Below are 25960 nucleotides of genomic sequence, written 5' to 3'. Positions count from 1 at the left end.
AAAGAAGTTTTTTCCCAACCATTATCAGGAGGTAGCAGTAAGATGAAACATGATTTTGAACAACAAAAAGATGAATTGATGAAAGAAATCCGTTCGGTATTGAGCGATGTTGAAGACCTGTACAACAACGGTGTTGAAGCCGGCACCGAAGAAGCCAAGGCATTGAAAGTGAAATTGCAAGATAAACTGAGCGCTGCTAAAGCGAAGTTTTCCGATTTCGAAGATCAGGCCGCAAGAAAGGTGAAAAACACCGCCAAGCAGGCTGACGAGCTGATTCAAGACAAACCTTACTACGCAATGGGCTTTGCTGCACTGGCCGGTTTGGTTGTGGGCGTTTTGTTGAACCGCCGTTAATATACTGAACAGAGGCCGTCTGAAAACTTTCAGACGGCCTTTCATTGCCCGTTTGTATGCCGAATCAGCAAGCCTGAAAATACCAATCAGGCCAAAATCAGAATTCGATAAAATATGGCACAACACATCATTCACACAACAGCATTCATATATGGTTGATGTGTGGTTCAGACGGCCTTAATTCAAAAGGAATCAGTATGAATTTAAAAAGAAATATCAACCATTTTCAAATATTATTCAACCAAGGCATCGACCTGTTGCTGCTGCGTTTGCGGATGCTGCATCTGGATTTGAGCGAACAGGCCGGCTGCGTGATGAAGATTTTTGCCGCTATCGTCATTATCGGCGCATTGTTTGCCTTGAGTATTGTGAGCCTGTTGCTGGGTTTGAACCATGTGCTGAGCGACGAAGCCAAAATTTGGGTGTTTTTCGGCATTTCGGCAGCCTGTTTATTGATGATTCTTATTTTGGCAGTATGGGCCGTTTTATCATGGAAACACAAAAATTCGCAAATAGCCGGTACCTTGCGCAATATGCATGAAGACCTTGCCTATTTGAGCGGTGCCGCAAAACAAACAGCACACAAAGCAGGAGATAAAGATGGCCAAACGATCTGAAGAACGTAAAATTTTAGAAATGCAGGCTGAACTTGCCCGTTTGAAAATGACCGCCGAACATTTGAAAACCCGTAGGGCAAAAGAAAAAGACAACTTTTTTGAAAACAGCTTGAGTACCGTTGTCAGTTTGGCAGATGCCGTGCCTTCAAAAAATATATTGTTTAAAACCTTTTTTCTGCCGTTGGGCTGGAAATACCGCATTATTGCCGGTGCAGCATTGGCTGCGTGGAAGTTTTCACGTTTGACTTCAAGGCGTTGATATAAAATCAGCAGGATATAGAATCAGTTTGTAAACAGGCTCTCGGATTCTAAATTCAAGTGTGGCACTCAGGCAGTAGTGATTGAAACAGATTCGGAAATCAAACACTTGGCGTTTCATAGTCAAGTGTTTTTCTTATTTGGAGCCGTGCCGTTTCATTTAGCAGCCGATGGTGTTTTGAGGCAGCTAAGTTGTTTGGCGATTTCGCTGATGCTGTGTGGCGGGGTAGGTTTCGTTAGTCTTGGGTCAGTTGTGTGTAGCTTATGGTAATTTTTCTTGAAAGAACAATCTAATATAAGATAGTAAGCCGAAGACGGCATAGATAGTATGGCAAGGCGCAGCAATGCAGTAGTAAATGTTAAGTTGATTAACTATATTTGAAAAATTGATATTGGTAGAATTTGGATAATATTTATAAATACGGATTGTTAATTCGCGGATTCTTAGCTCGGGCTCAAGTTGGCGAGCTTAAAAAATCAACAAGATAGGCCGAGACCTTTGTAAAACCCCCATATGCGGCGCATTTCTGCGTTGTGCGCTGCCCGCTCGTTTGCCTATCTGTATGATATGTCTGCACCCGCTGTGCTGCTACGCCTTGAACGGCATCCGTATCTGAGGGTTTTGCAAAGGTCTCAGCTTGTCTACTTTTTACGCAAAAATAGCCGGAATATGATGAAGAATGTTCCGGCTGTTTGTTGGCGTGGGGTTTTGCAAAGGTCTCAAGCTGCTAAGTTGCGGTTCAAAATTTGATACGCAAGCCGGTAGAAAATTCGTTTCTGTGTATTTTTACATGCTGAAACTTGCCCCAATAGTTATAGCGGTATCCTACGTCTAATGTAATCTTCTCGTTTAATTTAACTCCTATACCAGCAGATGCTCCTGCACCGAAACTATTTTTCTTTTTATTGAACTTCAATGTCTTATTAATTTGAGGCAGGGTTTTCTTAATATTGACATTGATACGGTTAAATCCTAAACGTACACCTAAATAAGGTTGGATCTTTTTATTGACTGGAAAATCATAGGTGGCGGAAATCCCCATGCTTTTGAACCGGACTTCACCTTCGTCTTGATACTTTAGCTTGATATTGGTTTTGGCTTTTTTAGTGATTTTAATTTTGTGATTGAATGTTCCGCTATCGGAAAAACCGAACGGCCGGTAATAAGTATAGTCAAGACCTATACGGAAATTGTTACCGAAATCATATCCGGCAGTTAGACGGGGGCTGAAACTGTTTTCGGAATATTGCAGTTGTTTGCTGCTTTTAATTTTGATTAGGCTCAGAGCCGTTTCTGGTTGTAGATAAATACCTGATTCAGAGAAGGCAGGTACCGATAAAGTGAGAAAAAATACCGTTAAGAAAATTTTCCTTTTCATAATAAACTCCGAAAATATTATTATAATAAGCAATTGTTTTGCAAAGGAAATTATATGACAAATTAATTTTTATCTCAAATTTTTATTCAATAGGCATAATAAGAAAGTTTATATAACCAATCTTTCTTACATTAAAACCAAGCATTCTTTCCTTTTTTCAGACGGCCTCGATACAGTATCGGCATCACAACAATAAAGCCGAGGAACATTCATGACTGCCGCCGACCCCAGAGCCAAACTCCCCGACGCGCCGCTTGCCGACAACGAACGCTTGAAAGACCAAAGCCGCTATCTCGAAGGAACGATTACGAGCGATCTTTCAGACGGCCTCACCGGAGGGTTTAAGGGAGACAATTTCCAGTTAATCCGTTTTCACGGCATGTATGAGCAGGACGACCGCGACATCCGCGCCGAACGTGTCGAGCAGAAACTGGAACCGCTGAAAAACGTGATGCTGCGCTGCCGTTTGCCCGGCGGTATCATCCAGCCCGCGCAATGGCTGGGCATCGACGAATTTGCCACCGACCACACCCTTTACGGCTCCATCCGCCTTACAAACCGCCAAACCTTCCAATTCCACGGCGTGCTCAAAGAAAACATCAAACCCATGCACCAATGGCTGCACAAGCTCGGTTTGGATTCCATCGCCACCGCCGGCGACGTGAACCGCAATGTGTTGTGCACCAGCAATCCCGTTGAAAGCGGGCTGCACAAAGAAGCCTACGAATGGGCGAAAAAAATCAGCGAGCACCTGCTGCCAAAAACCCGCGCTTATGCCGAAATTTGGCTGGACGGCGAAAAAGTCGAATCCACCGAAACCACCGCGCCCGCACCGCTGCCCGAAAGTGTGAAAAGCGGCGATGCTACCGAACCCGTGCTCGGCAAAAACTACCTGCCGCGCAAGTTCAAGACCACAGTCGTGATTCCGCCGCACAACGATGTCGATTTACATGCCAACGATTTGAACTTCGTGGCCATCGGCGAAAACGGCAAACTCGTCGGTTTCAACGTATTGGTGGGCGGCGGCCTGTCGATGGAGCACGGCAACACCAAAACCTATCCCAACACCGCCAAAGAATTCGGCTTCGTGCCGCTGGAAAAAACGCTCGATGCCGCCGCCGCCGTGGTTTCCGTGCAGCGCGACTGGGGCAACCGCAGCGACCGCAAAAACGCCAAAACCCGCTACACGCTCGAGCGCGTGGGTGTAGATGTGTTTATCGAAGAAGTGGAAAACCGCATGGGTGCGAAGTTTGAACCTGTGCGCCCGTATCAATTTACTTCGCGCGGCGACCGCATCGGCTGGGTGCAGGGCGAAGACAAAAACTGGCATCTTACTCTGTTTATCGAAAACGGCCGCCTGCTCGATTACCCCGGCAGGCCGCTGAAAACAGGTATGCGCGAAATTGCTAAAGTCCATAAAGGCGACTTCCGCCTCACCGCCAACCAAAACCTGATTGTGGCCAATATCGCGCCGCGCGATAAAGCCAAAATCGAAACCATCGCCCGCGAACACGGCTTGATCAGCGATGCCGTTACCCCGCAGCGCGAACACAGTATGGCGTGCGTGTCGCTGCCGACCTGCCCGTTGGCAATGGCCGAAGCCGAACGCTTCCTACCGCAATTTACTGACAAGCTGGATGCGCTGTTTGCCAAACACGGCTTGCAGCAAGAGCATATCGTGCTGCGCATTACCGGCTGCCCCAACGGTTGCGGCCGCGCCATGCTGGCCGAAATCGGTTTGGTGGGCAAAGCGGTAGGCCGCTACAACCTTTACACCGGCGGCAACCGCGAGGGCACGCGCATTCCGCGCCTGTTTAAAGAAAACATCACCGAAGCGGAGATTTTGGACATCATCGACGGTTGGCTGGGCGAATGGGTGAAAGGCCGTCTGAACAACGAAGGCTTCGGCGACTTTGCCGTGCGCACCGGCATCGTGAAACCTGTGCTGGATGCGCCGCGCGATTTTTGGGCGGCGTGATTGGAGAGAGTTTGGTTGTATGTTTGAGGCCGTCTGAAAAGGTTTGCTTTCAGACGGCCTCAAGCTTTTTAAGCCCGGCTTTGACTTTCCAGCATGAGAAAAAGTATCGGCCTTTTATCGTGAAACCTGTGCTGGATGAGCCGCGCGATTTTTGGGCGGCGTGATTCGAGAGCGTTTGGCTGTATGTTTGAGACCGTCTGAAAAAAGTTTGCTTTCAGACGGCCTCAAACTTTTTAAAGTCCGACTTTGGCTTTTCTATATGGCAAAGGTATCGTTTTTTATCCCCGCCCAACCATATAACCAAACACCATAAACAAAGCAAAAACCGTTCCTTTGGCTGCGGCATAAACCGTTTTAATATTTTCAACAACCAAAGCGGCAGCCGAACCGCAAGCCAACATTTATAAGGAACCGCCATGAGCCATTATCCGATTTTTGCCGATTTAAACCGCCGCCCCGTTTTGCTGGTGGGCGCAGGGCATGTTGCCGAACGCAAGGCCGAGAGTTTGATGCAGGCCGGTGCGCAAGTGCAGGTGGTGGCAGAAACCCTTAGCGTGCAGTTTGAAACATGGTGTGAACAGAAACGCATTGTGTGGCTGGGTAAATCGTTTCAGACGGCCTTTATAGACGGCGTGTTTCTGGTTGTGGCGGCAACAGACGATGCCGAACTCAACCGTCGTGTATTTGAGGCCGCCGAAGCGCGCGGCACGCTGTGCAATACTGTGGATACGTTGGATTTGTGTTCGTTTATCGTGCCGGCCGTGATTGACCGCAGCCCGATCAAGATCGCCGTATCCAGCGGCGGCACCGCACCTGTGCTGGCGCGTTATTGGCGGCAGGCGATTGAAACGCTGGTGCCGCTGCACACCGGCACAATGGCCGAGATTGCGGGCGAATGGCGGAGCAGGGTGAAAAAAGCCGTCCGTACGATGCCCGAGAGGCGGCGTTTTTGGGAAAACCTGTTTGCAAGCCGATTCAGTACCTTTGTGGCACAGGGCAACCGTGCCGCAGCAGAAGCCGAATTGTCGGCACGGCTCAGCAATTTAGACACGCCGCGCGGAGAGGTGGTGCTGGTCGGTGCAGGCCCGGGCGATGCGGGTTTGCTGACGATACATGCGTTGCAAGCGATTCAGGCTGCCGATGTGGTGTTGTACGACGCGCTGGTGTCGGACGAAATTTTGGCGATGGTGCGCAAAGATGCCGATAAAATCAGCGTCGGCAAACGTGCGGGCGCGCATCATGTTCAGCAGGAAGCTACCAACCGCCTGCTGGTTCGATATGCGCAGGAAGGCAAGCGCGTGGTGCGGCTCAAAGGCGGTGATCCGTTTGTGTTCGGGCGCGGCGGCGAAGAAGCGCAAGTGTTGGCGGCGGCGGGCATTCCTTACCGCATCGTGCCGGGCATTACCGCTGCTCTGGGTGCCACGGCCTACGCGGGCATTCCGCTGACCCACCGCGATTGCGCCCAAAGCGCGCTGTTCATCACCGGACACAGCCGCCACGACGGCAGCGAACCGGATTGGCGTACACTGGCGTTAAACCATCAAACGCTGGTGGTGTATATGGGCACGCTCAAGGCCGCCGACATTACGGCCAAACTGATTGAATACGGCCGCAGCGCAGACACGCCGGTGGCCATCGTATCCAACGGCACGCTTGCACATCAGAGTGTGCAGACAGGCCGTCTGAAAGACTTGCCGCACATGGCCGAGCAGGCTCCCCGGCCGGCATTAATGGTTATCGGCGAAGTGGTGGCTTTGCGCCAAGAGCTGAAATGGTTTGCCGACAACGAACAGTTTTGCCAAACTGTGCAAATCCGTGCGGCTTGAGTGTGATTTGAATTTCGGCGGCTTGCTGCCTGTATGAAAAATGTGTTGATTAACTATATAAATAAGAACTGAAAAAAGCTGCCTGAAGTTATCAGGCAGCTTTTATGCTGTGCAGGGTGTTAACCGGTATAAGGCGCATCCGATCAACGGTGCGGGCGACGCTGGCCTTTCATTTGCTGTTGTGCCATTTGGTTCATTTGTTGGCGGGTAGGGCGGTTTTTCATCATGGCGTGCGCTTCTTCAACCGAGCATTTTTGTGCCATGCACAAAATCGTAATCACGTCTTTTTGCGCTTGGCCGCCGCTGTGATACATGCGGCGCAGGTTGGCTTCGTTTACACGGCCTTTTTCGGGGTCGATGTCGAATTTTTTCAAACGCTCGAGAAACTGGCGCTGTTGGCGGCGCGAAGACCAAATCAAACCGAAAACCGTGCCGGCCACGACGGCTACGGCCAGCAAAATGGCAATCGGCCAAGAGTCGGTAAATAAAACAAAAATCAAGCTTAATACCGCGGCAGTCAGCAAAGCGAGACCGCCGAAGCGGAGTTTGGTTTTGTTATCCATACGTTGTGTTTCCTTAAATCAATGCAGTTTATTGCAGGCCGTCTGAAAGTGAGTGTTCAGACGGCCTGTTTGATAGATGGGGGTAATTATACGTTATCCCGCCAAGCCCGTAACCAGATGTTTGAATTCGGCCCAAGCATTGCCGTCTTCTGCGCCCTTGATGATGCGGTCGATGCGGGCGCATTCCTGCAAGGCGGCAAGCAGGCGGTTAATGCTGATGCGTTTGACCGCCGCCGGTGCCAGCGTTTGTTTGTCGCCCCACAAACGCAGGCTGTTGCGCACGGCCTGTACGCTTTGGCCTTGTTTCAGCGCGGCGGTCAGGCGGATAAGGGTGCGGATGTCTTCGGCCACCGCCCACAGCAGCAACACCGGTTCTTCTCCGTCGGCTTCCAAGCCTTCGAGCAGGCGGGCGACACGGATACTGTCGCCGCTCATCCACGCGCCGGCAAGCTGGAACACATCGAAACGGGCAACATTGGCAACGGCGGCTTCGGCATCCGCCATATTCACGAGATGGCCGGCAGGGTGCAGCAGGGCGAGCTTGTCGATTTCCTGCTTGGCGGCCAAGAGATTGCCTTCTACGCGCTCGGCAAACAAAGCCAGCGCATCGGGTTCGATATTGAGCTTTAAAGCGTTCAGACGGCCTCTTATCCATTGCGGCAGGGCTGCGCCGCTAACGGCTTTGGCTTCGAGCACCACGCCGTGAGCCGCCAACGCACCGAACCATTTGGCCTGCGTTTGGGCGCGTTCGAGTTTGGGGAGCATTACAATGATCACGGTGTCTTCCGGCAGATTTTCCGCCAGCGACTGCAGCGCATCGCCGCCGTTTTTGCCGGGTTTGCCGTTGGGGATATGGATTTCCAGCAGCTTCAGGTCGGCAAACAAGCCCATGCTGCCTGCAGACTGCAATAATTCGTTCCAATCGAACGAGTTATCGGCGGTATAAACTTCGCGGTTGAGATAGCCTTGTTGCTTGGCGGCGGCGCGTAAAGTGTCCAAAGCCTCAACGCGCAGTAAATCTTCTTCGCCGTGAATCACATACAGCGGTTTCAACGGCAAATCGGGCGACAGCTGTTCGATACTGATCACCGGCATCAGTCAGCCTTCAAAAAGGTTAGGCGGCGCACGATTTGGTCGGCGGCATCGGCACGCATTTCTGCCCAAATGGTGGCTTCTTCTTCCTGTTTGCCCAGCACTTCGCTGTCGGCATAATCCATTTTGCGTTCGATGAGCACCACGATCGGGTCGCCTTGAGGCCGGCCGTTAACGCTGGCTTGGGCTTCTACCCGCAAAGCCAGCAGATATTCGTTGATGTCGGCCGCTCGGGTGATGGTGTAGATGTCGCGGCGGGTTTCAATATGGGTTACGGTAACCGCCGCTTGGGCCTGCGTGGCGGAAAGGGGCTTGCCGTCGGCGCGTCTGAGTGCGTTTTCCAGCGGCTGTTTCATGATTTCCGCACCGGCAACGTGCCAAGAGGTATAAGGCAGAGTGCCGGAGATGCTGCCCGTTCCTTTTAAATGAAAGCCGCAAGCGGCGAGCAGCAATGCGGCGGCGGGTAGAAGTATTTTTTTCATAACGGCTTTCATCGGCTAAAAAAACAGCATGGATTATAGCTTATGACCCAAGTGTTTGTCAGGCCGCGCCATTGCTATACAGCCTGCGGTGGCGTTCGGCACAGGCATGAGGCCGTCTGAAAGCATATTTTCAGACAGCCTCATGCTATTTCAAGCTGTTTAAGTAGGTGTCGGTATCGTCGATGCCTAATTCAATCCACATCGGAAGGTGGTCGCTCATGCGGTAGGTGCGCCAGTCTTTGAAACTGCGGCCGGGCTTGGTTTCTCTTTCCCGGGCATAGGCCGATTCGTCTTCCAGGCGGTAAACGTGCTCGAAGAAGTCGAATACGCCTGCGTTGCCGGTGGGTTTGAGTCTGGCCAGTTGTTTGTAGTAGGCAATTTGGTCGTAATGGCGGTCTTTGGCAACATTGGAGCCGGGAATGTGCTTAAGCTCTTCCGGCACCACAAAACCTGCTTCGGTAATGGCCTGCATGGTAACGTCGTTACGGTTGAAAATATTAAAGTCGCCGAGCATGATGAGGTTGTCGGGTTTAACTTCGGCTCCGGGTGCATATTGGGGCGCACCGGAAAGTTTGGCGGCATGTTTGGCAATGGTTCGGCTGAACGATTTGATTTCGTCGAAACGGCGCGGATCAACTGCTACGCCTTTACCGTAGTAAATATGCACGGTGGCGAGTGTCAGGTAGGCCCAGCCGGCTTTGAAGCCCGCCACATAAGGCGAACGGGCAAGTTGCAGGGGTTCGGTTTCTGCGTTTTTGTCTTTAGGCAGCACGAGTTCGGCCGCCAAGCCTGTGAAGCTGACTTTGCGACGGTCGTAAAGATACGCCATGCGCTCGGAGTTGCCGGATGTACCCAAGGTAACATCGGTAACGAGAAACTGCCAATTGTCGCCCAGCAGCCGTTGCAAATGTTGCAGGGGATAAAGGCCGTCACGCACTTCCTGTATGGAAATCAGGTCGAAATGATTGAGAATTTCGGCAATGTAATAATAAGCCTCTTCGCTGCGGTAACCGTATTTGCCCGAATCAAACTCGCGGATGTTCCAAGTTGCCAAAAGCAGAGTATCGGAAACGGTGCGTGTGGGAATCTGCGCGGCCAATGCGGTACGCAAGCGCTGCAACCCTTGAATGGTGCGGTGGCGTATGGATAGATCGGTAATTTTTTTCAGTCCGGCATAGTAGGTCATAATGGATTCCCTGCGGTGGAGACAAAGTTATCGAACTGTGTTCGGCTCATTCTAAATGAGAAAAGCAATTGTTTGTTAAAAAAACTATATTATTCTGTTGTAAAACAATAAATTTTAATAACTGTTTCAGAAATCTTTTAAGGCTTCTGATTAAAAAAATAGTGAATTATCTTGAAGAAAATAATATAATGTCATACAAAATTAAATTTTTGATAGAAACTTATAATACATTAACGCAAAACCTCTATAACATTAGCTCCCTACATTTGAAATGATAAATGTGACAAGAGAAAAATTAAGATGACAACCTTATCCGATTTTATCCGGCCGGATATTCAATCTCTCACGGCATATCAGGTTGCCGATTTGCCCGAAGGGTTTATCAAGCTGGATGCGATGGAAAGCCCCTACCATCCCTTTGCAGACAATCCCACCCTGCTTGACGAATGGGCAGAGCTGATCAAAAAAGCACCCGTCCATCTCTATCCCAACCCTGCTACCAGCGGTTTGCAAGAAGCTTTGCGCAAGGCATTCGATATTCCCCAACAAGCGAAAATTGCATTAGGTAACGGCTCGGACGAGCTGATTCAGCTGCTGACCATGTTGGTGGCCAAAGCAGGCGCATCGGTTTTGGCTCCGGAGCCGGGTTTTGTGATGTACAAGCACAATGCGGCATTGTATGGCATGAATTATGTAGGGGTTCCGCTAAACGAAGATTTCACGCTTGATTTGGCCGCCGTGTTGCAGGCAATCGAACGGCACAATCCCGCTTTGGTATTTGTTGCCTATCCCAATAATCCTACCGGCGTGTGTTTCAAACGTGAAGAAGTGGAGCAGATTATTGCGGCAGCCAAAGGGATTGTGGTTGTGGATGAAGCTTACGGCGCATTCAGCGGCGACAGTTTCCTGCCCCAAGCCGGCAGCATAGAAAATCTGGTTGTGATGCGAACCATCAGCAAAATAGGCTTTGCAGGTTTGCGTATCGGCTACGCTTCGGGATGCGCGGCCGTTATTGATGAATTGGCGAAAATCGTACCCCCTTACAACATGAACCAGTTGAGTTTGGCGACCGCTAAATTTGCTTTGCACCATGCGGAACAAATCCGCAATACAACAGCCAAACTGAAAGAAGAGCGCGAACGCGTGTTTGCCGCTTTATCTGAAATAGGCCGTCTGAAAGCTTTTCCCAGCGATGCGAATTTTATTACCGTGCGTGTTCCCGATGCGGACATGCTTTACGAAACATTAAAACGACAAAAAATCTTAATCAAAAAACTACACGGGGTTCATCCGCTATTGGAACAATGTGTACGCATTACCGTAGGTGCACCGCACCAAAATGATGCGGTTTTGGCAGTTATCCGCGAACTTTATGCCTGAACTGTTCAGCGGTAATCAGTATTAAACAACCAACAACATTTATTCGGAAAAGAGTTATGAATAAAACGCAACTTCACTTACAAAACTTACACCTTTTAATTAAAGAAGCAGGTTCCATGGCCGAGCTGGCCAGACGCTGCGGTTATGACAATTCGGCGTCGTTATCGCAAATCAAACGGCGTTTGGAACTGCAAAGCGACGATGAAAACGGCCGCGGTATCCGCCCGTCGCTGCTTGCCAAGCTGGAAAACGGCATGGGTAAACGCAAAGGCTGGATGAACCGCGAGCATGATCCTGAGGCTGAACAACGCAAAAAAGCAGAGGCAGCCGCCCGCTTGGCAGAAGGTAAATCCGAAGAGGCGCACATGTATGCCCCCCGGCCTGCATTGGATTTCGAGCAGGCAGAAGGTCGCGTGGCGATTGTGAGCCGCAATACTTATGAAACGCAAATTACGGTTGCCATTAATTTGGATGGAACCGGCCAAAGCCGCTTCGATACCGGCGTGCCTTTTCTCGACCACATGCTGGCTCAAATTGCCCGCCACGGCATGATTGACATGGACATTACCTGCAAAGGTGATCTGCATATCGACGACCACCATTCGGTAGAAGATATCGGTATTACCTTGGGGCAGGCATTGAAAAAAGCATTGGGCGATAAGGCCGGCATCCGCCGTTACGGTCATGCCTATGTGCCGTTGGATGAAGCTTTGAGCCGTGTTGTTATCGATTTGTCCGGCCGCCCGGGTTTGGTTTACAACGTTGAATATACCCGTGCATGGATCGGCAAGTTTGACGTTGATTTATTTAGCGAATTCTTTATCGGTTTGATTAATCACAGCATGATGACGCTGCACATCGACAATTTGCGGGGTAAAAATGCCCATCATCAAGCCGAAACGATATTCAAAGCATTCGGCCGCGCTTTGCGCATGGCCGTAGAATTTGATGACCGTATGCAAGGTCAAACACCTTCTACCAAAGGTACGCTCACAGCTTAAGCAGGCCCGGCCGGATTTTATATTTGAGTGATAAAAATCCCTTAAATACTTGTGTATTTAAGGGATTTTTGTATGAGGCCGTCTGAAAAGCCAATGTTGGCAAAAGTTATTTATGGTTGCAACCGGCTTGTAAAAATGAATTTTGTTTCTTGCAATCAGGCAGATTTGGTTTCATTCGGGCTGTAAACATTTAAAGCAGCCTGTAACAGCAGGCCGTCGGCAGGCAACAGGTGCTTTTCGTGTTCGGGGGCATCCGTCCAATGAAGTGTGCAATCAAAAACACCGAATCCTCCTGCATCGCGCATGGACTCTTTAACTTTAACCGTTAATTTGGTGCCTACCGGTACATTGTCGGCAAATAAATCCAACTTACGAGTGCCGAGCAAAAAGCCCAGTTTGACTGCTTCTCCCGAGTTGACCGCATGGCAACCTACCAATGCGCCTATGCCCTGAGCCATGATTTCGATTCCTGACAAACAAGGCAGGCGGTTGTTACACAGCAAAATATGGTTTTCACCAACTGAAGCGGTTGCGGTAAGGTAGTCGGCACCATAATCGGAAATGCAGTCGAGCATGACCATCGGGCCGCTATGAGGCAACAACGGGGCGACGTTAGTAATCGGGCAGGCAAGCGGAGTATTCATGGAATATAGTAATCAATGGGGTGGTAATTAAGATGTGGGTGAAAAAATGTTGCGATGTGTTGGAATGAATGAAGTGTAAAATCATCATTCATGCGACACCTGTATCAGGCGATTATATTGCATTACTGTTTTTTGTTAACACCTTAGGTTAAAATAAGCGCCTTTTTTGATGCCGGGAACGCTATGAATCCTTTGTCTCATTGCCACTTTTCTTTCGATATCGCCGATTGGCAGGCTTCGTCGGGAAAGCTGGCAGGTTTGGAAGCTTGGCAGCAATGGGTGGCAGATGCACGGTTTGCCGACACGCAACCCGATTATAAACCCGAGCTGGCTTTTTTACCTGCCATGCAGCGGCGGCGTTTGGGCAAAGCTGCCCGTTTGGTGTGTGATGCGGCATGGAATCTGGCAGAACAGTATCCTGAAAGCGCTTTGGTGTTTGCCTCGCACGACGGCGAATTAAACCGTAGTTTCGAGCTGTGGCTTGAGCTGATGAAAACCCATACCGTATCGCCTACGTCTTTCGGGTTATCGGTACACAACGCGCAAGTGGGGCAATGGTCGATGTTGCGCAAAGATATGCGTGAAAACACCGCTTTGGCGGTGGGCAGCGACGGTTTGGAGACGGCTTTGGCAGAAGCTTATGCCTTGATGCAGGAAGGGGCGCAACAAGTTTTGCTGATAGTGGCAGATGATCCTTTATCGGAAGAATATGCACTCGAAGCCGAACGCGCGCCTATGCCCTATGCGCTTGCAATGTTGTTGAAACCGGGTCGGCAATACCGTTTGTCTTTGTCGTACGGCGAAAAAAGCGATGAAAACCCAAGCTATTGGGGCGCGCTTGATTGGATACGTTTCATGCTTTCAAATCGGCACGAAGAAACCAGATGCTACGGAAAACGCTGTTGGTTGTGGCAGAAAACTTTATGAAGTCATTGAATTATTACCGCCGCTTTGTTGCAACATTGTTCGGATTCATATTGTTCGGTGTGGTGGGTGTGCTGTTTAAAATCGTTTTGCTTCCTTACACCTTGAGCGACACCCAAAATGACATCGCGCGTCAAATGCAGGCGCGGCGGCTGATCGGCAGGGTTTGGAAATGGTTTGCAGGCTATTTGGTTTGGTCGGGCGTGTTGACTGTGCGCTTCAACGGTTTGGAAAAGCTGGGCAGGCCGGGGCAGTTGGTGTTGGCCAACCATCCGTCGCTGCTGGACGTAGTGTTGTTGATCGGCCATGTGCCTCAAATGAACTGTATCGTTAAAAAAGATTTGCTGAACAATCCTTCCATGAAAAGCCAGATTCTTGCTACGGGTTATATCCCCAACGACGAATCGCTGGAAATGATGGAAGAAGTGGATGCCGTGTTTAAAAGCGGGCAAAGCCTGCTTATTTTTCCCGAAGGCACGCGCACGGGTTGGGACGGCCAAATCAAGCTTCACCGAGGTGCGGTATCTATCGGTTTGAGGAGTGCGCGGGTGATTACCCCTGTGTGCATCAAAATGAATCCGCCGAATTTCAAAAAAGGGCAACCGTGGTATAAAATCCCGCCCCGTACCATACATTATGAAATTACCGTGGGCGACGATATTCATCCGCAAGACTGGCTCGCCGAAAAGCCCCTGCCTATTGCTGCAAGGCGTTTAAATATTTATTTGCAAGACTATTTCACAAGAGAAACAACATGAATTTAGAAACACAAATCAAACAAATGATTATCGACAGCTTGGGCTTGGAAGACATTACCGCCGACGACATCGAAACCGATGCCGCCCTGTTTGGCGACGAAGGCTTGGGCTTGGATTCGGTAGATGCTTTGGAGTTGGGTTTGGCGGTACAGAAAACCTTCGGTTTCCAGCTCGACGGCGAAAAAGACAATTTGCGCGACCACTTTGCCAGTGTTGCAGCTTTGGCCGAGTTTGTCCGCACCCGCCAAGCTTAAGGAGTGAATCATGACCGAACAAGAAATCCGCCGGATTTTAAGCGATGCTTTGGTGAATCTGTTTGAAATCGAACCCGAGCGTATCCAACCGCAAACCAATCTTTATGAAGATTTGGAAATCGACAGCATCGACGCCATCGATTTGATCGACCATATCAAACGCGAAACCGGCCGCAAACTCAAGGCCGAAGATTTCCGCAATGTGCGCACCGTAGAAGACGTGGTACAGGCCGTGTTGAAAATACAGGCAGAATAAACAGTGTTCAGCTTGTTCTCTAGCCGAAGGGCGGGCATCCTAAGCCCGCCGTTTTGCTATGTGCGGATCGGTTTTCAGACGGCCTTTTTTTAAAGAATAGCAAAAAACAGGTTGAAAGCCTGAGCAGTTCAAGGCCCAGCAGCGCAACGAATACAGGTATATTTAAATGGATAGGCAAGCGGACGAACAGCACACACTAAGAAATGCGCCGCAGATAAGATTGTAGAAATCTTAGGCCGTCTGAAAACGTGTTTTGTGTATTCGATTTAAAAGCAAAAAGCCTATAACGTTCAATAACATTGATTCAAAGCCATTATGAAGATTATCGGCCAAGTCTTGCTCGCCATAGTTAGTATCGCCTACCCATTATTGTGGTATTACGGCCGCGAACACGGCGCGTTTTTCTGGCTTGCCGCCGCCATGTGCGCCTTGTGGCTGATACGCGCCGCGATGCAGAAAACCCGTGCCCAGCAAGCCGTTTCCCTGCTGCTGGCTGCTTTTTTTGCCGTAGTGATTGTTTTCAGACGGCCTGATTCCATGTATTGGTATCCCGTTGCCGTCAGCCTGCTGATGCTTGCCGTGTTCGGAACCAGCCTCTTTGCTAAACAAACCCTTATCGAACGCCTCGCCCGCCTGCAAAACCCCGATCTGCCGCCCGAAGGCGTGCGCTATACCCGCCGGGTAACGCAAATTTGGTGCATGTTTTTTATTTTCAACGCTACCCTTTCCGGGCTGCTGGCACTTTCCGGCCGGTATGATTGGTGGGCGGTTTATACCGGCATGGTTTCGTATATCTTGATGGGGGTGTTGTTTGCGGGCGAGTGGCTGTACCGTAAAGCGGTGTTGAAAGTTTGAGGCCGTCTGAAAAAAGATGATTGTGTTTTCAGGCCGGTATCCGGATAACATGCTATGGAAAATTAAAATAGAAAAGGAACAACGATGAAAAAATTACCGAAAAAATACGCAGGTTTGGCATTTTCTTTCTACGCTTCTGCCATTATGGTGTTTATCGTAAGCGGTGTGCTGGTGGCATTGAACACTGGTATAGATGCGGGTTATTTCGCGCGCTTTATCAAGGCTTATATCATCACTTGGCCGATAGCTTTCGTGAGCTTGCTGGGCGTGCGACCTGTGGTGTTGAAGCTGGTGGAGTGGTCGGTGGAGTAATTGCAACCGTTTCGCTGCTTGTCGGTTTTCTATTGATATAGATTTATTTTGCTGTATTCGGCTTCGGCCTTTTGCTGAATCGCGTTTTTCTATACTGTGCGTGCTTTCAGACGGCCTCATGCGGCAAGGATGGGTGGAGAAGAGATAAGCGATAAAATAAGCGATATAACGAGCGATAAAATAAGCGGTATAATTTAATGTCTCAATTTGTGCCGCCTGAACATCAGGAAACCCGCCATGAAGCCGCCTTTCATCATCACCAATCATATTCTTAACTTGATGGTTGAGATTTCACACATTATCGGCCGTCTGCAATTTCAATACGAGCGGAATCTGCATTTGCGCAAAGAAAACCGCATCCGCTCGATTCAATCGTCTTTAGCTATTGAAAACAATTCGTTAACCATAGAGCAAGTAACCGATATCATTAACGGCAAACGGGTGTTGGGCAGTCCGAAAGAAATTCGGGAAGTGAAAAACGCTTATGACGCTTATGAAGAAATCTTGAATTACAACCCATACAGCATCAATGATTTTCTTAAAGCGCACGGTTTGTTAACCGAAGGCATTGTTGGTAGGGCGGGCGGTTTCCGCCATAAAGATGTGGGTATTTTTGCCGCCGACGGCACATTGCTGCACATGGGCGCGCGACCGCAGTTTGTGCCCGATTTGATGGAAAAACTGTTTGCATGGGCAGAAAGCGACGATACGCCCATGTTGGTAAAAAGTGCCGTAGTGCATTACGAAATCGAAATGATACATCCGTTTGAAGACGGCAACGGCCGCATAGGCAGGTTGTGGCAAAGCGTGATGTTGAGCCGATGGAACCCCTTGTTTGCGTGGATACCCGTCGAAACGATGGTGTACAGCAACCAGCCGGGCTATTACCGTGTTTTGGCCGAGGCTGATAAGGCCAACGATTCAACCGTATTTGTCGAGTTTATGCTTGATATGGTTCTGCAAACTTTGAAAACTTACACGTTTGATTCAATAAGCGATATGGCCGGTGTCAAAATCAGCGAAAAGGCCCGCCAAGCCTATTTGCCGATACGCCGCTACCTTGAAGAAAACACGGAAATTTCCAACAGTCGGGCGCAGCAACTGACCGGAAAATCAGCGGCAACCGTTAGAAAATATCTGGTCGAATTGACCGAAGCCGGCTTGTTGGAAGCGGTGGGAACGGGAAAAGGCAGGGTTTACCGTTTGGTGCGGGATTTGAAATCAAAGCCGTTTGATAACTGAATTTCATGTCATTTAGGTGTTGAATTGCCGCCTGATCATGCAATCAAAAACAGTGATTTAAATCATGAATACACTCACTAATATATTGCTTCCAAATACACTTTCTAACAACTTAATCGCCACCAACCCCGATTGGACGCGCGCCGACTTTAACCGCGCCGTTATCTGCCTTTCAGGCCGTCTGAAAACGCAAAACGTGCAAACCGCCGCTCTGTGGTTTGAAGATGCCGCGTTTTTTGCCTGCGCGGTGCTGGCGGCGTGGCATGCGGGAGCGAAGGTGTTGTTGCCGCCGAATTTGGCGCGGGACAATGTGGATTGGGGCAATACGGCGGATGTGTGGCTGACGGATGCGCCGCATGAAAAAGCGTTTTCAGACGGCCTTCACGCGAATAAGGTTTGCAGCATTCCTGCGGTGTTGAGCGAGATGCCGTCTGAAATCACGATGCCGGATAATCTGTTGATTCCTGCCGATGCCGAAGCCTGTCTGAAAACGTCCGGCTCGACCGGCGGGGCGCAGGTGATTGTGAAAACGGCGGCTCAAATGGAAGCGGAAGCGTTGGCTTTGGCAGAGGCCGTTCCTTTCGGGCGCGACCATCCGGCGGTTATCGGCAGCGTCAGCCCGCAGCATATGTATGGATTTACCTTCCGCTTTGCACTTGCGCTCACAATGGGGTGGACGATGGTGCGCCCGCAAAATGTGTACCCCGAAACGTTGTTGGCGGCCACCGCAGCTTGTGGAAAATGCGTTTGGATTGCCAGCCCGGCGGTGCTGAACCGTTTGGGCGAAGCGCGCAACTGGCAGGCGGTGGGCGGCAAAGTAGCGGGGATTGTATCGGCGGGCGGCGCATTGCCCGAAGCAAGCGCCGATTTGCTCGAAAAACATGCCGTGCGGCCTTTTGAGATTTACGGCAGCACCGAAACCGGCGTGATTGCGTCCCGCCGCCACCGCCGCGAATGGCAGCCTTTTGCTGCCGTGGAAATCGGGCAGGACGAGGACGGCGCGTTGTGGGCGCAATCGCCGTGGACAAACGGCCGCTTTCAAACCGCCGATATGGTGGAAATGCAGCCCGAAGGCTTTTTATTGCTCGGGCGGAAAGACCGGATTATCAAATTTGAGGACAAACGCGTGTCATTAAACCAAATCGAACACGACCTGCTGGCGCACGAATGGATTGCCGATGCCTATTGCGGCCAGCACCCGCAGCACAAACGCCCCGCCGTGTGGGCAGCCTTGAATTCAGACGGCATCCAAGCCTTGCAGGAACGGGGCAGGGCGGCGGTGGCGGCGGTTTTAAAACAGCATCTCGCCGCCACGCAAGATACGGTGGCTTTGCCGCGCTACTGGCGTTTTACCGACAGCCTGCCGCGCAATGCACAATCCAAAATCACGGCGGCGGATTTTCAGACGGCCTTTACCGAAGCACAAACTGTGCCCGTTTGGAAAGAAAGGCCGTCTGAAATTGCCGCAACCTATATGTTCGAGGGCCGCGTACCGTTGGATTTGGTGTATTTCGGCGGCCACTTCGCCACATTCCCGTTGGTGCCGGGCGTGGTGGAACTGCAATGGGTGCGCGATTTGGCCGAACGGTTTGAATGGGGCAAACAAAACATCATCCGCGTGGAAAACCTGAAATACCAACAATTCCTGCGCCCGCATCATGAAGTGTTTGCAGAGCTGAAATACGATGCGGATAAAAACAAACTGACGTTTAAGCTGGAAAACCATGAAGCTGTGTGTGCTTCTGGGCGGATTGTGTTTGGGGCGTTTGAGGCCGTCTGAAAAATGGAAAGCTTATTTAAACAAGTAGTAGTATGGTTGAACGCAAATCAAGGGGTTTTGTCATTAGCCATTTTTATATTAACTATCATATTAGGTTGGGTAAGTGGAATTTTTTCTTCGTTGAGGAGGAAACCAAAATTTATTATTTCTTTATTGGAATGCCCATCTTTTTGCTGTATTTATGAAACAGGTAATGAATTTAATGGCTACCATGCTTATCGAATTGGATTTGTTATTTATTTAGATATTTCTAACATCGGAAATAATGCCTCCAGTATTAAAAATATTAAAATTGGATATCGTTGGAATCTTATTCCTTTTTGCCCATTGTGGTGGAAATATACACTTAGATTATTTTGGTTAAAAAAACCAACAATTGCACTAGAAGATTTTCGAGTTGATATTGGAAACAAAGTAAAAATATATCCTTTTTTGTTACAAAAGAATAATCTAACTTTCAATGAACAAGATACTTTTTTAGAAGTTGGTAAATCAACTTCTGGAGTTGTTTATTTTGAACAGCCTGAAAGTTGGGGTGGTTGTCAGCCAAAAATTGTTAATAATCAAATTTCAATAACAATTGGTGTAGTGGATGTTTTTAATAAAACGTATTACTTGAAAACAAAAATACCAGTTTTCACACTCGAAGAAGCGAAAAAATATAATCCATTGTTTGGAACTACTTTAAGTAGTTTATGAGCTTAATTGCAAATTGAAAAATTTATGAAAACCCTAGCCCTAATCCCCCACTACAACCACCCGACCACCATCACCCAAGTTGCCCAAGCCATGCGCGGGTTTGGTTTGGATGTGCTGATTGTGGACGACGGTTCGCGGGCGGACTGCAAACCGGTATTGGACGCTTTGGCAGCGCAGGACGGCATTGATGTTGCGTACCGGCCGGTTAACGGCGGTAAAGGCGCGGCGGTAAAAGTGGGGTTGAAGTACGCCGAAGGGCAGGGCTACACCCATGTTTTACAGGTAGATGCCGATGCGCAACATCGTTTGGCCGACACGGAAAAGTTGCTGGCGGCTGCGGCGCAACACCCCGAAGCGGTTATATGCGGCTGGCCGCAGTACGGCAGCGATGCGCCGAAATCACGGCTCTACGGGCGTAAAATCACCGATTTTTGGAATATGGTGCATACGTTTTCCACCGATATAAAAGACGGTATGTGCGGTTTCCGCCTTTATCCGCTCGCCCCTGTGCTGGCTGTGGTGCGTGAAGAACGGGTGGGCGACCGCATGGATTTCGACACGGAAATCCTTGTCCGCCTCTATTGGCGCGGCGTGAAACCGGTGTGGATTAAAACGCCGGTGAAATACGAAGCCGGCGGCGTGTCGCATTTCCGCGCGTTTGACGATAATGTGCTGATCAGCAAAATGCACGCGAGGTTGTTTTGCGAGATGGTGCGGCGGCGGTTGGGCGGGAAGCTGTGAGAGGCCGTCTGAAAATATGAAAAAGGATACGAAAGCAAACGCGCATTGGGCCGCGCAAAACGAACGCGGCAACCGCCTGTTTTTGGGCATTACCACGCTGATGGTGAAATATCTGCCTGCATTTCTGATGAATCCGTGTATCGGCTTTGTGGTGCTGTATTTCTATATCACGTCGCCCAAGCAGCGGCGCAATATCGCACGCTACCAGCGGCGGCTTCAGACGGCCTTTCCCGATGTGCGCCTGCCGCAAAGTATGCCTGTGTTTCGGCAGTTTGTGGCGTTTGGCGAGGCGGTGTGCGACCGTTTTGCGGTGTGGCAGCGCACCATCCGTTATGAAGATTTGGTGGTGGAAGACCCTGATAATATTTATGCCGACATGGAGCAGTGCAATTCGCGCGGGCAGATTTTTGCGTGTTCGCATGTGGGCAATGTGGAAATCTGCCGTGCGTTGGTGTCGCATCATCAGGGCTTCAGGCTGAATGTGTTGGTGCACAGCCGCCACGCGCAGGCGTTTAACGAGGCATTGGCCAAAGCGGGGGCGGATGAAATCCAACTGATTCAGGTAACCGATTTGGATGCGGCGGTGATGATGGAGCTGCATAAGCGCCTTGATGCGGGCGAGTGGATTGCCGTCGCCGCCGACCGCATACCCGTGCGCGGGGAAAAAACGGTAACGGCGGATTTTTTGGGAGCGCCGGCAGAAATGCCGCAAGGGGCGTGGTTGTTGGCCGGTTTGTTGAAAACGCGGGTAAACACGCTTTTCTGCGTTAAGCAAAACGGGCGTTATCATCTGAAACTGCGGCGTTTTTTGGATACGGCCGATTGGAAGCGCAGTGAGCGCAGCGCAGCGGTACAGGCGGCGGCGCAGGGTTTTGCAGACGTATTGGCACGCGAATGTGCGCAAAATCCGCTGCAATGGTTTAATTTTTACGATTTCTGGAACGATGAACACAATGGCTAAACATGTTTATTGCCGCCACAGTATAGAATTGGAAGTGCCGTTTTTCGATGTCGATGCCATGCATATCGTGTGGCACGGCCATTATGTGAAATATCTCGAAGTGGCGCGTTGTGCGTTTCTCAGCGCCATCGGTTACGATTATCGGGAAATGGAGCGGCAGGGTTTTATTTGGCCGGTGGTGCAGATGAACCTGAAATATGTGAAGCCCGCCCGTTTCGGCCAAAAAATCCGCGTGGATTTGGCGGTGGTCGAAATCGAAAGCTGCCTGCGGATTGATTATACGATTGCCGATGCCGAGAGCGGTTTGAAGCTCACGAAAGCCGGCACCACGCAGGCAGCGGTGTCGCTGCAAAGCGGCGAGATGCAGTTTGAAACCCCTCAAAGCTGGTTGGAAGCGGTAAGAAGCCATCCGACGTTTCAGGCCGTCTGAAAACGAATTCCGGCACGGGCGGCAAATTTAAGTATCAAGGAACCATCATGACTCTTTCCGAAATGCTCCGGCACCGCCGTGCCGTCCGCCATTACGATGCCGATCAAACCTTAAACAGCAGTAAAGTGCGCGAATGCCTCAAGCTGGCCCAACTAGCACCGAGCAGCTCCAATATGCAGCTTTACGAGTTTTACCATATCACCAACCACGACACCCTTAAACAACTTGCCCGGGCATGTTTGGGGCAGGGGGCGGCTGCAACGGCGCAGCAGATGGTGGTATTCGTTACCCGCCAAGATTTATACCGCAAGCGTGCACAAGCCGTGTTGGATTTCGAGCGCGGCAACCTCAGCCGAAACAGCCCGCCCGACAGACTCCCCGGTCGTCTGAAAAAAATGGAATTTTATTACGGCAAACTGATGCCGTTTATCTATGCCCGCGGTTTCGGCTTGATGGGTTCGTTGCGCCAAATAATCGCCCGCAGCATCGGCCTGTTCCGCCCGATTGTGGTCGACGTTTCAGAGCAAGATGTGCGCACGGTTGTTCACAAAAGCTGCGGCTTGGCGGCGCAAACCTTTATGCTGGCGATGGCCGAACAAGGTTACGATACCTGCCCGATGGAGGGCTTGGATACCCGAATGGTAAAACGCATTCTCAAATTGCCGCGCGGCGCCGAAATCAATATGATTATTTCCTGCGGCATACGCAAAGAAAACAAAGGCATCTGGGGCGAACGCTTCCGCCTGCCGTTTGAAGATGTTTACCGCGAAATTTAAGCAAGAAAGAACACGATGAAAAAACCGATATTTGCCGTTGCCTTAACCGCATTCAGCCCGCTGTTGTGGGCATTTTCAACCGCCGAACTTTCCCAAACCCTGCAAAAACCCGACAACGTGCAAGGTGCGTTTACCCAGCAGCGTTATCTCAAATCACTCAGCAAACCGATGACCACCAATGGCCAATTTGTGCTGGTGCCCAAACGCGGCCTGCTGTGGCACATGCAAAAGCCGTTCGACAACCGCCTGCGCGTGCGTTCAGACGGCATCATGCAGTGGAACGGCAAAAACTGGGTTGCCGCCAACACAAGCAAAATGAGCGGCCAAACACAGCAAATCAAACTGTTTCTCGACTTGCTCGGCGGCAACACGCAAGGGCTGGAAAAGCAGTTCAACCTGCAACTTTCCGGCACGCAGCAAAAATGGACGCTGCGTTTAGACCCGAAAACCGCCCTGATGAAACAGATCTTTACCCGCATCGACATCAGCGGCGACGATGTGGTACGCCGCATCGAATTAAACGAAAAACAAGGCGACCGCACGGTCATGCAGTTTAACCGGATTCAAACAGGCAAAGAGTTGGATGCCTTTGCCAAACAGGCGTTGTAAGCGGTTTGCCGTTTCCGGTAACTGCCGATACCGCCGTTTTTTATATTTTGCCGAGAAATCCGCCTGCTTAACCGATTGCCATATAAGGAACTTTCATGTCCGATTCAATCCGACGCACCTATACTGCGCTGATGGCGTTACTGCTGGGTTTTCTGCTGTACAACATGGCGGCCGGTTCGTGGTTGCAAACCGACCTTACGGCATTGTTGCCGCAGGAAAAACAGCCCGATGCCCTGTTGCAGGCGGCGGATGCGGCCAACGAAAAACAGCTTAATTCGCAGGTTGTATTGTTGGCGGGCAGCAGCGATGCGCAAACGGCTTTTCAGACGGCGGCGGAGATTGCGGAGCTGTGGCGGCAAAGCAAGGTGTTTGCCGAAGTCGACAGCAGCATCACACCCGATTTGGCGCAGGTGCGGGCGGACATTCAGAAATTGGGGTTGGCCGTGATTCCGTCTCAACAGCGGCGTTTGTTGTTCGAGCAGCCCAAGCAGTATTTTCAGGAGCGTGCAGAGGCGGTGGTAAACCCTTTTACCGCTCCTTCGCCGTTACCGCCGGATCAAGATTGGCTCGGTTTGGGGCGTTTTGTTACCGAACGCGCCCGCCCGCAAAGCCGTTTGCAGTGGAATGCAGACAACGGCATGTTGTTTACCGAAGACGGGCAGGGAAAAACTTGGGTTTGGCTGCGCGGCAGGCTGCCCGATAACAACAATATCGCCAATGCCAGCGAAGCGTTGATCCCGCTGTTGGCAAAAAGCCGCGATTTGGCGGCACAACGCCAAACCGAAACCTTGAGTGCGGGCGGGGCGGTATTTGCAGCCGCCGCCAAAGCACAGGCACAACGGGAAAGCAGGCTGATGGGGAGCATAGGGCTGCTGCTGACGTTTACATTGTTGCTGTGGGTGTTCCGCAGCATGCGCGTGTTTTGGCTGGTATTGTCGTTGGCCGCCGGCATGGTTACGGGTTTGGCTGCGACTTTGTTGATGTTCGGCGAAGTGCATATTCTCACCATCGTAATCGGCACCAGTTTGGTGGGGATGTTGGTCGATTTTCCGCTGCATTGGCTGGCACCGTCGGTGTTCCGTCGTGCCGAAGAACGCTATCACGGCGTTTCAGACGGCCTGTGGCGGCCTCAAGCCGCCATGCGCCATGTGATGCCGACATTTGCCGTGAGCCTGTTTATTACGGTTTCCGGCTATGCGTTTTTGTGGTTTACGCCTTTGCCCGTATTACGGCAAACGGCGGTATTTTCAGGCTTTGCATTATTGGGCGCGTTTGGTGCAACGGTGTTATGGCTGCCGGTATTGTTCAAACACTATCCGGTAAAAGACCTGCCTTTTTCCGGCAAAGTGGAGAAATGGGGCGGGTTTTTATCCAAGGTAAAAAAACGCCTGCACAGGCGCGGTTGGTGGATAGTGGGCGGTATTTTGCTGGCCGTCGGGCTGTGGCGCAGCGATTGGCGCGACGATATCCGCCAGTGGGTAAATATGCCGTCTGAACTGCTTGCACAGGCACAGCAGATCAGCATTTTGTCCGGCACCGATTTCAGCGGGCAATACTTGGTGGTAGAAGCACAAAGCGAAGATGCGTTGCTGCAGAAAAACGCAGAAGTCCGCCAAGCTTTACAACCCTTGATTACGCAGAAAAAATTGGCGGGCATTCAGTCGCTCGACCAATGGCTGTTGCCCGTAAGCGAACAGCAAAAACTGAAAAACCGTTTGCACGAACTGGCGAGGCTGCCCGATGCGTGGCAACCCATGCAGGAAATAGGCGTGCCGCGTGCTGCCTTGCGTCAAGCTTTGAATCAGGCAGCCGCTTCTCCCGCAATCACACTTTCAGACGGCCTCAAGCCCGTGCTGGCCGAAGCATGGCGCCCGCTCTATCTGGGCCAACCAGAAAAAGGGCGGTTTGCTTCCGTTATCCTTTTGAACGGCATGGGTGAGCCGGCTGCGGTTCAAACCGCCGTACAAGGCTTGAGCGGGGTACATTGGGCCGACAAACGTGCCCATTTGAACGAGCTGTTTCACGAAACCCGCAATCAGGCCGCATGGCTCAAATTGGCTTCCTATACTTTGGCATGGCTGTTGTTGTGGCGCATGTTCGGCAGCAGGCGCGGAACCAACATTCTGGCCGTGCCGTTGGCCGCTGCGGTCGCTACGGTAGCAGTATTGGGCTGGCTGGGTATTCCCGTAAGCCTGTTTGCCATGTTCGGCCTGCTGTTGGTTTCAGCCGTCGGTGTGGATTATGCCGTATATGCGGTTGCGGCCAAGCATTCCGCCCCCGCACGCTTGGGCGGCATGATGTTGGCCGCATTAACAACGGGAATATCGTTTATATTGCTAGGCATGAGCAGCACCCCGGCCGTTTCGGCTTTCGGCTTAACCGTGGCAGTCGGCGTCATTTTTAACATAGTGTCGGCAGCGTGGCTGCTTGAAAAACAGCCAAACCGTTAAAGCGGCACGCCGGCAAAACAGCTTTTTGATTGCACGGATATGTGTATGGCTTGAAATCAGCGCCAAGCGAACCATATTAGCAAAACAGGCCGTCTGAAAGGTATGGCCGGTTTATATGGCAACAATAAACCGCACCGGCACCGAGTAAAAACG

The 25960-nt window shown here is 50.7% G+C and carries 28 protein-coding genes and 1 pseudogene; 23 read left to right on the top strand and 6 right to left on the bottom strand.

Features of this window, described 5'->3' with window-relative positions; translation table 11 throughout:
- Positions 1–42: 42 nt before the first annotated feature.
- From LVJ88_RS06620 to LVJ88_RS06605, 4 genes and pseudogenes are all read left to right on the top strand, one after another.
- Complete coding sequence (locus tag LVJ88_RS06620; protein WP_054598654.1) at positions 43–354, top strand: ElaB/YgaM/YqjD family protein; 312 nt, start codon at positions 43–45, stop codon at positions 352–354.
- 197 nt (positions 355–551) lie between these two features.
- Positions 552–971: a phage holin family protein gene (locus LVJ88_RS06615; RefSeq protein WP_054598655.1), complete on the top strand. Its 420-nt coding sequence runs from the start codon at positions 552–554 to the stop codon at positions 969–971.
- Complete coding sequence (locus tag LVJ88_RS06610) at positions 955–1230, top strand: hypothetical protein (RefSeq protein ID WP_085357070.1); 276 nt, start codon at positions 955–957, stop codon at positions 1228–1230. The genes LVJ88_RS06615 and LVJ88_RS06610 overlap by 17 nt, the downstream gene beginning before the upstream one ends.
- A gap of 513 nt (positions 1231–1743) precedes the next feature.
- Positions 1744–1866, top strand: a pseudogene (locus LVJ88_RS06605) (signal peptidase); the annotation flags it as partial.
- Positions 1867–1969: 103 nt separating this feature from the next.
- Here the strand turns inward: LVJ88_RS06605 and LVJ88_RS06600 are convergent.
- Complete coding sequence (locus LVJ88_RS06600) at positions 1970–2608, bottom strand: opacity family porin (protein ID WP_085418549.1); 639 nt, start codon at positions 2606–2608, stop codon at positions 1970–1972.
- A 211-nt stretch (positions 2609–2819) separates the two neighbouring features.
- On the opposite strand from LVJ88_RS06600, the gene cysI reads away from it, so the two are divergent.
- A complete protein-coding gene (gene cysI, locus LVJ88_RS06595; protein ID WP_085418550.1) occupies positions 2820–4586 on the top strand; it encodes an assimilatory sulfite reductase (NADPH) hemoprotein subunit in 1767 nt (588 codons plus the stop codon).
- A gap of 416 nt (positions 4587–5002) precedes the next feature.
- The gene (gene cysG, locus LVJ88_RS06590) at positions 5003–6412 is read left to right on the top strand and encodes a siroheme synthase CysG (protein ID WP_085418551.1); all 1410 of its coding nucleotides are present in this window, start codon (positions 5003–5005) and stop codon (positions 6410–6412) included.
- Positions 6413–6555: 143 nt separating this feature from the next.
- Here the strand turns inward: cysG and LVJ88_RS06585 are convergent, their stop codons facing one another.
- From LVJ88_RS06585 to LVJ88_RS06570, 4 genes are all read right to left on the bottom strand, one after another.
- Positions 6556–6975, bottom strand: coding sequence for a hypothetical protein (locus LVJ88_RS06585; protein WP_054598659.1), 420 nt, complete (start codon positions 6973–6975; stop codon positions 6556–6558).
- Positions 6976–7068: 93 nt separating this feature from the next.
- Positions 7069–8070, bottom strand: coding sequence for a DNA polymerase III subunit delta (gene holA / locus LVJ88_RS06580; protein ID WP_085418552.1), 1002 nt, complete (start codon positions 8068–8070; stop codon positions 7069–7071).
- Positions 8070–8549 (bottom strand): LPS-assembly lipoprotein LptE, encoded by a 480-nt coding sequence (locus tag LVJ88_RS06575; protein WP_085357071.1) that lies wholly within the window; start codon positions 8547–8549, stop codon positions 8070–8072. The genes holA and LVJ88_RS06575 overlap by 1 nt, the downstream gene beginning before the upstream one ends.
- Before the next feature lie 145 nt (positions 8550–8694).
- Complete coding sequence (locus LVJ88_RS06570; protein WP_085418553.1) at positions 8695–9735, bottom strand: endonuclease/exonuclease/phosphatase family protein; 1041 nt, start codon at positions 9733–9735, stop codon at positions 8695–8697.
- A gap of 300 nt (positions 9736–10035) precedes the next feature.
- On the opposite strand from LVJ88_RS06570, the gene hisC reads away from it, so the two are divergent.
- Positions 10036–11115 (top strand): histidinol-phosphate transaminase, encoded by a 1080-nt coding sequence (gene hisC, locus LVJ88_RS06565; RefSeq protein WP_085418554.1) that lies wholly within the window; start codon positions 10036–10038, stop codon positions 11113–11115.
- Positions 11116–11171: 56 nt separating this feature from the next.
- On the top strand, positions 11172–12116 hold the full coding sequence (gene hisB / locus LVJ88_RS06560) for an imidazoleglycerol-phosphate dehydratase HisB (RefSeq protein ID WP_085418555.1): 945 nt from the start codon (positions 11172–11174) through the stop codon (positions 12114–12116).
- A 155-nt stretch (positions 12117–12271) separates the two neighbouring features.
- Here the strand turns inward: hisB and LVJ88_RS06555 are convergent, their stop codons facing one another.
- Positions 12272–12760 (bottom strand): hotdog family protein, encoded by a 489-nt coding sequence (locus tag LVJ88_RS06555; RefSeq protein WP_085418556.1) that lies wholly within the window; start codon positions 12758–12760, stop codon positions 12272–12274.
- 183 nt (positions 12761–12943) lie between these two features.
- Here LVJ88_RS06555 and LVJ88_RS06550 point away from each other — a divergent pair, with 183 nt between their 5' ends.
- The 15 genes from LVJ88_RS06550 to LVJ88_RS06480 all read left to right on the top strand — a co-directional run bounded on the left by LVJ88_RS06550 (position 12944) and on the right by LVJ88_RS06480 (position 25807).
- Positions 12944–13687, top strand: coding sequence for a beta-ketoacyl synthase chain length factor (locus LVJ88_RS06550; RefSeq protein ID WP_085418557.1), 744 nt, complete (start codon positions 12944–12946; stop codon positions 13685–13687).
- Positions 13684–14442, top strand: a complete 759-nt coding sequence (locus LVJ88_RS06545) for a lysophospholipid acyltransferase family protein (protein ID WP_085418558.1) — start codon at positions 13684–13686, stop codon at positions 14440–14442. The genes LVJ88_RS06550 and LVJ88_RS06545 overlap by 4 nt, the downstream gene beginning before the upstream one ends.
- Complete coding sequence (locus tag LVJ88_RS06540) at positions 14439–14696, top strand: phosphopantetheine-binding protein (protein ID WP_054598667.1); 258 nt, start codon at positions 14439–14441, stop codon at positions 14694–14696. Before LVJ88_RS06545 ends, LVJ88_RS06540 begins: the two co-directional genes overlap by 4 nt.
- Before the next feature lie 10 nt (positions 14697–14706).
- Positions 14707–14952 (top strand): acyl carrier protein, encoded by a 246-nt coding sequence (locus LVJ88_RS06535; RefSeq protein ID WP_054598668.1) that lies wholly within the window; start codon positions 14707–14709, stop codon positions 14950–14952.
- A 315-nt stretch (positions 14953–15267) separates the two neighbouring features.
- Positions 15268–15807, top strand: a complete 540-nt coding sequence (locus LVJ88_RS06530; RefSeq protein ID WP_085418559.1) for a COG4648 family protein — start codon at positions 15268–15270, stop codon at positions 15805–15807.
- Between the two features lie 84 nt (positions 15808–15891).
- Entirely contained in the window at positions 15892–16119 is a 228-nt protein-coding gene (locus tag LVJ88_RS06525) for a DUF2798 domain-containing protein (RefSeq protein ID WP_054598670.1), read from the top strand.
- A 237-nt stretch (positions 16120–16356) separates the two neighbouring features.
- Positions 16357–17361, top strand: coding sequence for a Fic family protein (locus LVJ88_RS06520; protein WP_085418560.1), 1005 nt, complete (start codon positions 16357–16359; stop codon positions 17359–17361).
- Positions 17362–17425: 64 nt separating this feature from the next.
- Entirely contained in the window at positions 17426–19141 is a 1716-nt protein-coding gene (locus LVJ88_RS06515) for an ApeI family dehydratase (protein WP_085418561.1), read from the top strand.
- Between the two features lie 3 nt (positions 19142–19144).
- Positions 19145–19840 carry a hypothetical protein gene (locus tag LVJ88_RS06510; protein WP_085418562.1) on the top strand — a complete coding sequence of 232 codons (696 nt, stop codon included), beginning with the start codon at positions 19145–19147 and terminating at the stop codon, positions 19838–19840.
- Positions 19841–19864: 24 nt separating this feature from the next.
- Positions 19865–20581 (top strand): glycosyltransferase family 2 protein, encoded by a 717-nt coding sequence (locus LVJ88_RS06505; protein WP_085418582.1) that lies wholly within the window; start codon positions 19865–19867, stop codon positions 20579–20581.
- A gap of 16 nt (positions 20582–20597) precedes the next feature.
- Positions 20598–21542: a lysophospholipid acyltransferase family protein gene (locus LVJ88_RS06500; RefSeq protein WP_085418563.1), complete on the top strand. Its 945-nt coding sequence runs from the start codon at positions 20598–20600 to the stop codon at positions 21540–21542.
- Entirely contained in the window at positions 21535–21972 is a 438-nt protein-coding gene (locus LVJ88_RS06495; RefSeq protein WP_054598676.1) for an acyl-CoA thioesterase, read from the top strand. The genes LVJ88_RS06500 and LVJ88_RS06495 overlap by 8 nt, the downstream gene beginning before the upstream one ends.
- Before the next feature lie 47 nt (positions 21973–22019).
- Complete coding sequence (locus LVJ88_RS06490) at positions 22020–22748, top strand: nitroreductase family protein (RefSeq protein ID WP_085418564.1); 729 nt, start codon at positions 22020–22022, stop codon at positions 22746–22748.
- A gap of 15 nt (positions 22749–22763) precedes the next feature.
- A complete protein-coding gene (locus LVJ88_RS06485) occupies positions 22764–23357 on the top strand; it encodes a LolA family protein (RefSeq protein WP_085356984.1) in 594 nt (197 codons plus the stop codon).
- Positions 23358–23452: 95 nt separating this feature from the next.
- Complete coding sequence (locus LVJ88_RS06480; RefSeq protein WP_085418565.1) at positions 23453–25807, top strand: MMPL family transporter; 2355 nt, start codon at positions 23453–23455, stop codon at positions 25805–25807.
- Positions 25808–25960: the final 153 nt, after the last annotated feature.

The organism is Neisseria dumasiana, from assembly GCF_022870885.1.
Classification (GTDB): Bacteria; Pseudomonadota; Gammaproteobacteria; order Burkholderiales; family Neisseriaceae; genus Neisseria; species Neisseria dumasiana.
The sequence above is the reverse complement of the archived record's forward strand: the minus strand, read 5'-3'. Positions and strand labels throughout refer to the sequence as shown.

Coding starts and splice junctions, on each gene's coding strand:
- LVJ88_RS06585 (WP_054598659.1), bottom strand. CDS start 6,975: ATGGATAACAAAACCAAACTCCGCTTCGGCGGTCTCGCTTTGCTGACT.
- LVJ88_RS06550 (WP_085418557.1), top strand. CDS start 12,944: ATGAATCCTTTGTCTCATTGCCACTTTTCTTTCGATATCGCCGATTGG.
- LVJ88_RS06600 (WP_085418549.1), bottom strand. CDS start 2,608: ATGAAAAGGAAAATTTTCTTAACGGTATTTTTTCTCACTTTATCGGTA.
- LVJ88_RS06515 (WP_085418561.1), top strand. CDS start 17,426: ATGAATACACTCACTAATATATTGCTTCCAAATACACTTTCTAACAAC.
- LVJ88_RS06495 (WP_054598676.1), top strand. CDS start 21,535: ATGGCTAAACATGTTTATTGCCGCCACAGTATAGAATTGGAAGTGCCG.
- LVJ88_RS06520 (WP_085418560.1), top strand. CDS start 16,357: ATGAAGCCGCCTTTCATCATCACCAATCATATTCTTAACTTGATGGTT.
- cysG (WP_085418551.1), top strand. CDS start 5,003: ATGAGCCATTATCCGATTTTTGCCGATTTAAACCGCCGCCCCGTTTTG.
- LVJ88_RS06490 (WP_085418564.1), top strand. CDS start 22,020: ATGACTCTTTCCGAAATGCTCCGGCACCGCCGTGCCGTCCGCCATTAC.
- hisC (WP_085418554.1), top strand. CDS start 10,036: ATGACAACCTTATCCGATTTTATCCGGCCGGATATTCAATCTCTCACG.
- LVJ88_RS06540 (WP_054598667.1), top strand. CDS start 14,439: ATGAATTTAGAAACACAAATCAAACAAATGATTATCGACAGCTTGGGC.
- LVJ88_RS06535 (WP_054598668.1), top strand. CDS start 14,707: ATGACCGAACAAGAAATCCGCCGGATTTTAAGCGATGCTTTGGTGAAT.
- LVJ88_RS06570 (WP_085418553.1), bottom strand. CDS start 9,735: ATGACCTACTATGCCGGACTGAAAAAAATTACCGATCTATCCATACGC.
- LVJ88_RS06525 (WP_054598670.1), top strand. CDS start 15,892: ATGAAAAAATTACCGAAAAAATACGCAGGTTTGGCATTTTCTTTCTAC.
- LVJ88_RS06545 (WP_085418558.1), top strand. CDS start 13,684: ATGAAGTCATTGAATTATTACCGCCGCTTTGTTGCAACATTGTTCGGA.
- LVJ88_RS06620 (WP_054598654.1), top strand. CDS start 43: ATGAAACATGATTTTGAACAACAAAAAGATGAATTGATGAAAGAAATC.
- LVJ88_RS06555 (WP_085418556.1), bottom strand. CDS start 12,760: ATGAATACTCCGCTTGCCTGCCCGATTACTAACGTCGCCCCGTTGTTG.
- LVJ88_RS06480 (WP_085418565.1), top strand. CDS start 23,453: ATGTCCGATTCAATCCGACGCACCTATACTGCGCTGATGGCGTTACTG.
- LVJ88_RS06505 (WP_085418582.1), top strand. CDS start 19,865: ATGAAAACCCTAGCCCTAATCCCCCACTACAACCACCCGACCACCATC.
- LVJ88_RS06615 (WP_054598655.1), top strand. CDS start 552: ATGAATTTAAAAAGAAATATCAACCATTTTCAAATATTATTCAACCAA.
- LVJ88_RS06530 (WP_085418559.1), top strand. CDS start 15,268: ATGAAGATTATCGGCCAAGTCTTGCTCGCCATAGTTAGTATCGCCTAC.
- LVJ88_RS06575 (WP_085357071.1), bottom strand. CDS start 8,549: ATGAAAAAAATACTTCTACCCGCCGCCGCATTGCTGCTCGCCGCTTGC.
- cysI (WP_085418550.1), top strand. CDS start 2,820: ATGACTGCCGCCGACCCCAGAGCCAAACTCCCCGACGCGCCGCTTGCC.
- LVJ88_RS06510 (WP_085418562.1), top strand. CDS start 19,145: ATGGAAAGCTTATTTAAACAAGTAGTAGTATGGTTGAACGCAAATCAA.
- LVJ88_RS06610 (WP_085357070.1), top strand. CDS start 955: ATGGCCAAACGATCTGAAGAACGTAAAATTTTAGAAATGCAGGCTGAA.
- LVJ88_RS06500 (WP_085418563.1), top strand. CDS start 20,598: ATGAAAAAGGATACGAAAGCAAACGCGCATTGGGCCGCGCAAAACGAA.
- hisB (WP_085418555.1), top strand. CDS start 11,172: ATGAATAAAACGCAACTTCACTTACAAAACTTACACCTTTTAATTAAA.
- holA (WP_085418552.1), bottom strand. CDS start 8,070: ATGCCGGTGATCAGTATCGAACAGCTGTCGCCCGATTTGCCGTTGAAA.
- LVJ88_RS06485 (WP_085356984.1), top strand. CDS start 22,764: ATGAAAAAACCGATATTTGCCGTTGCCTTAACCGCATTCAGCCCGCTG.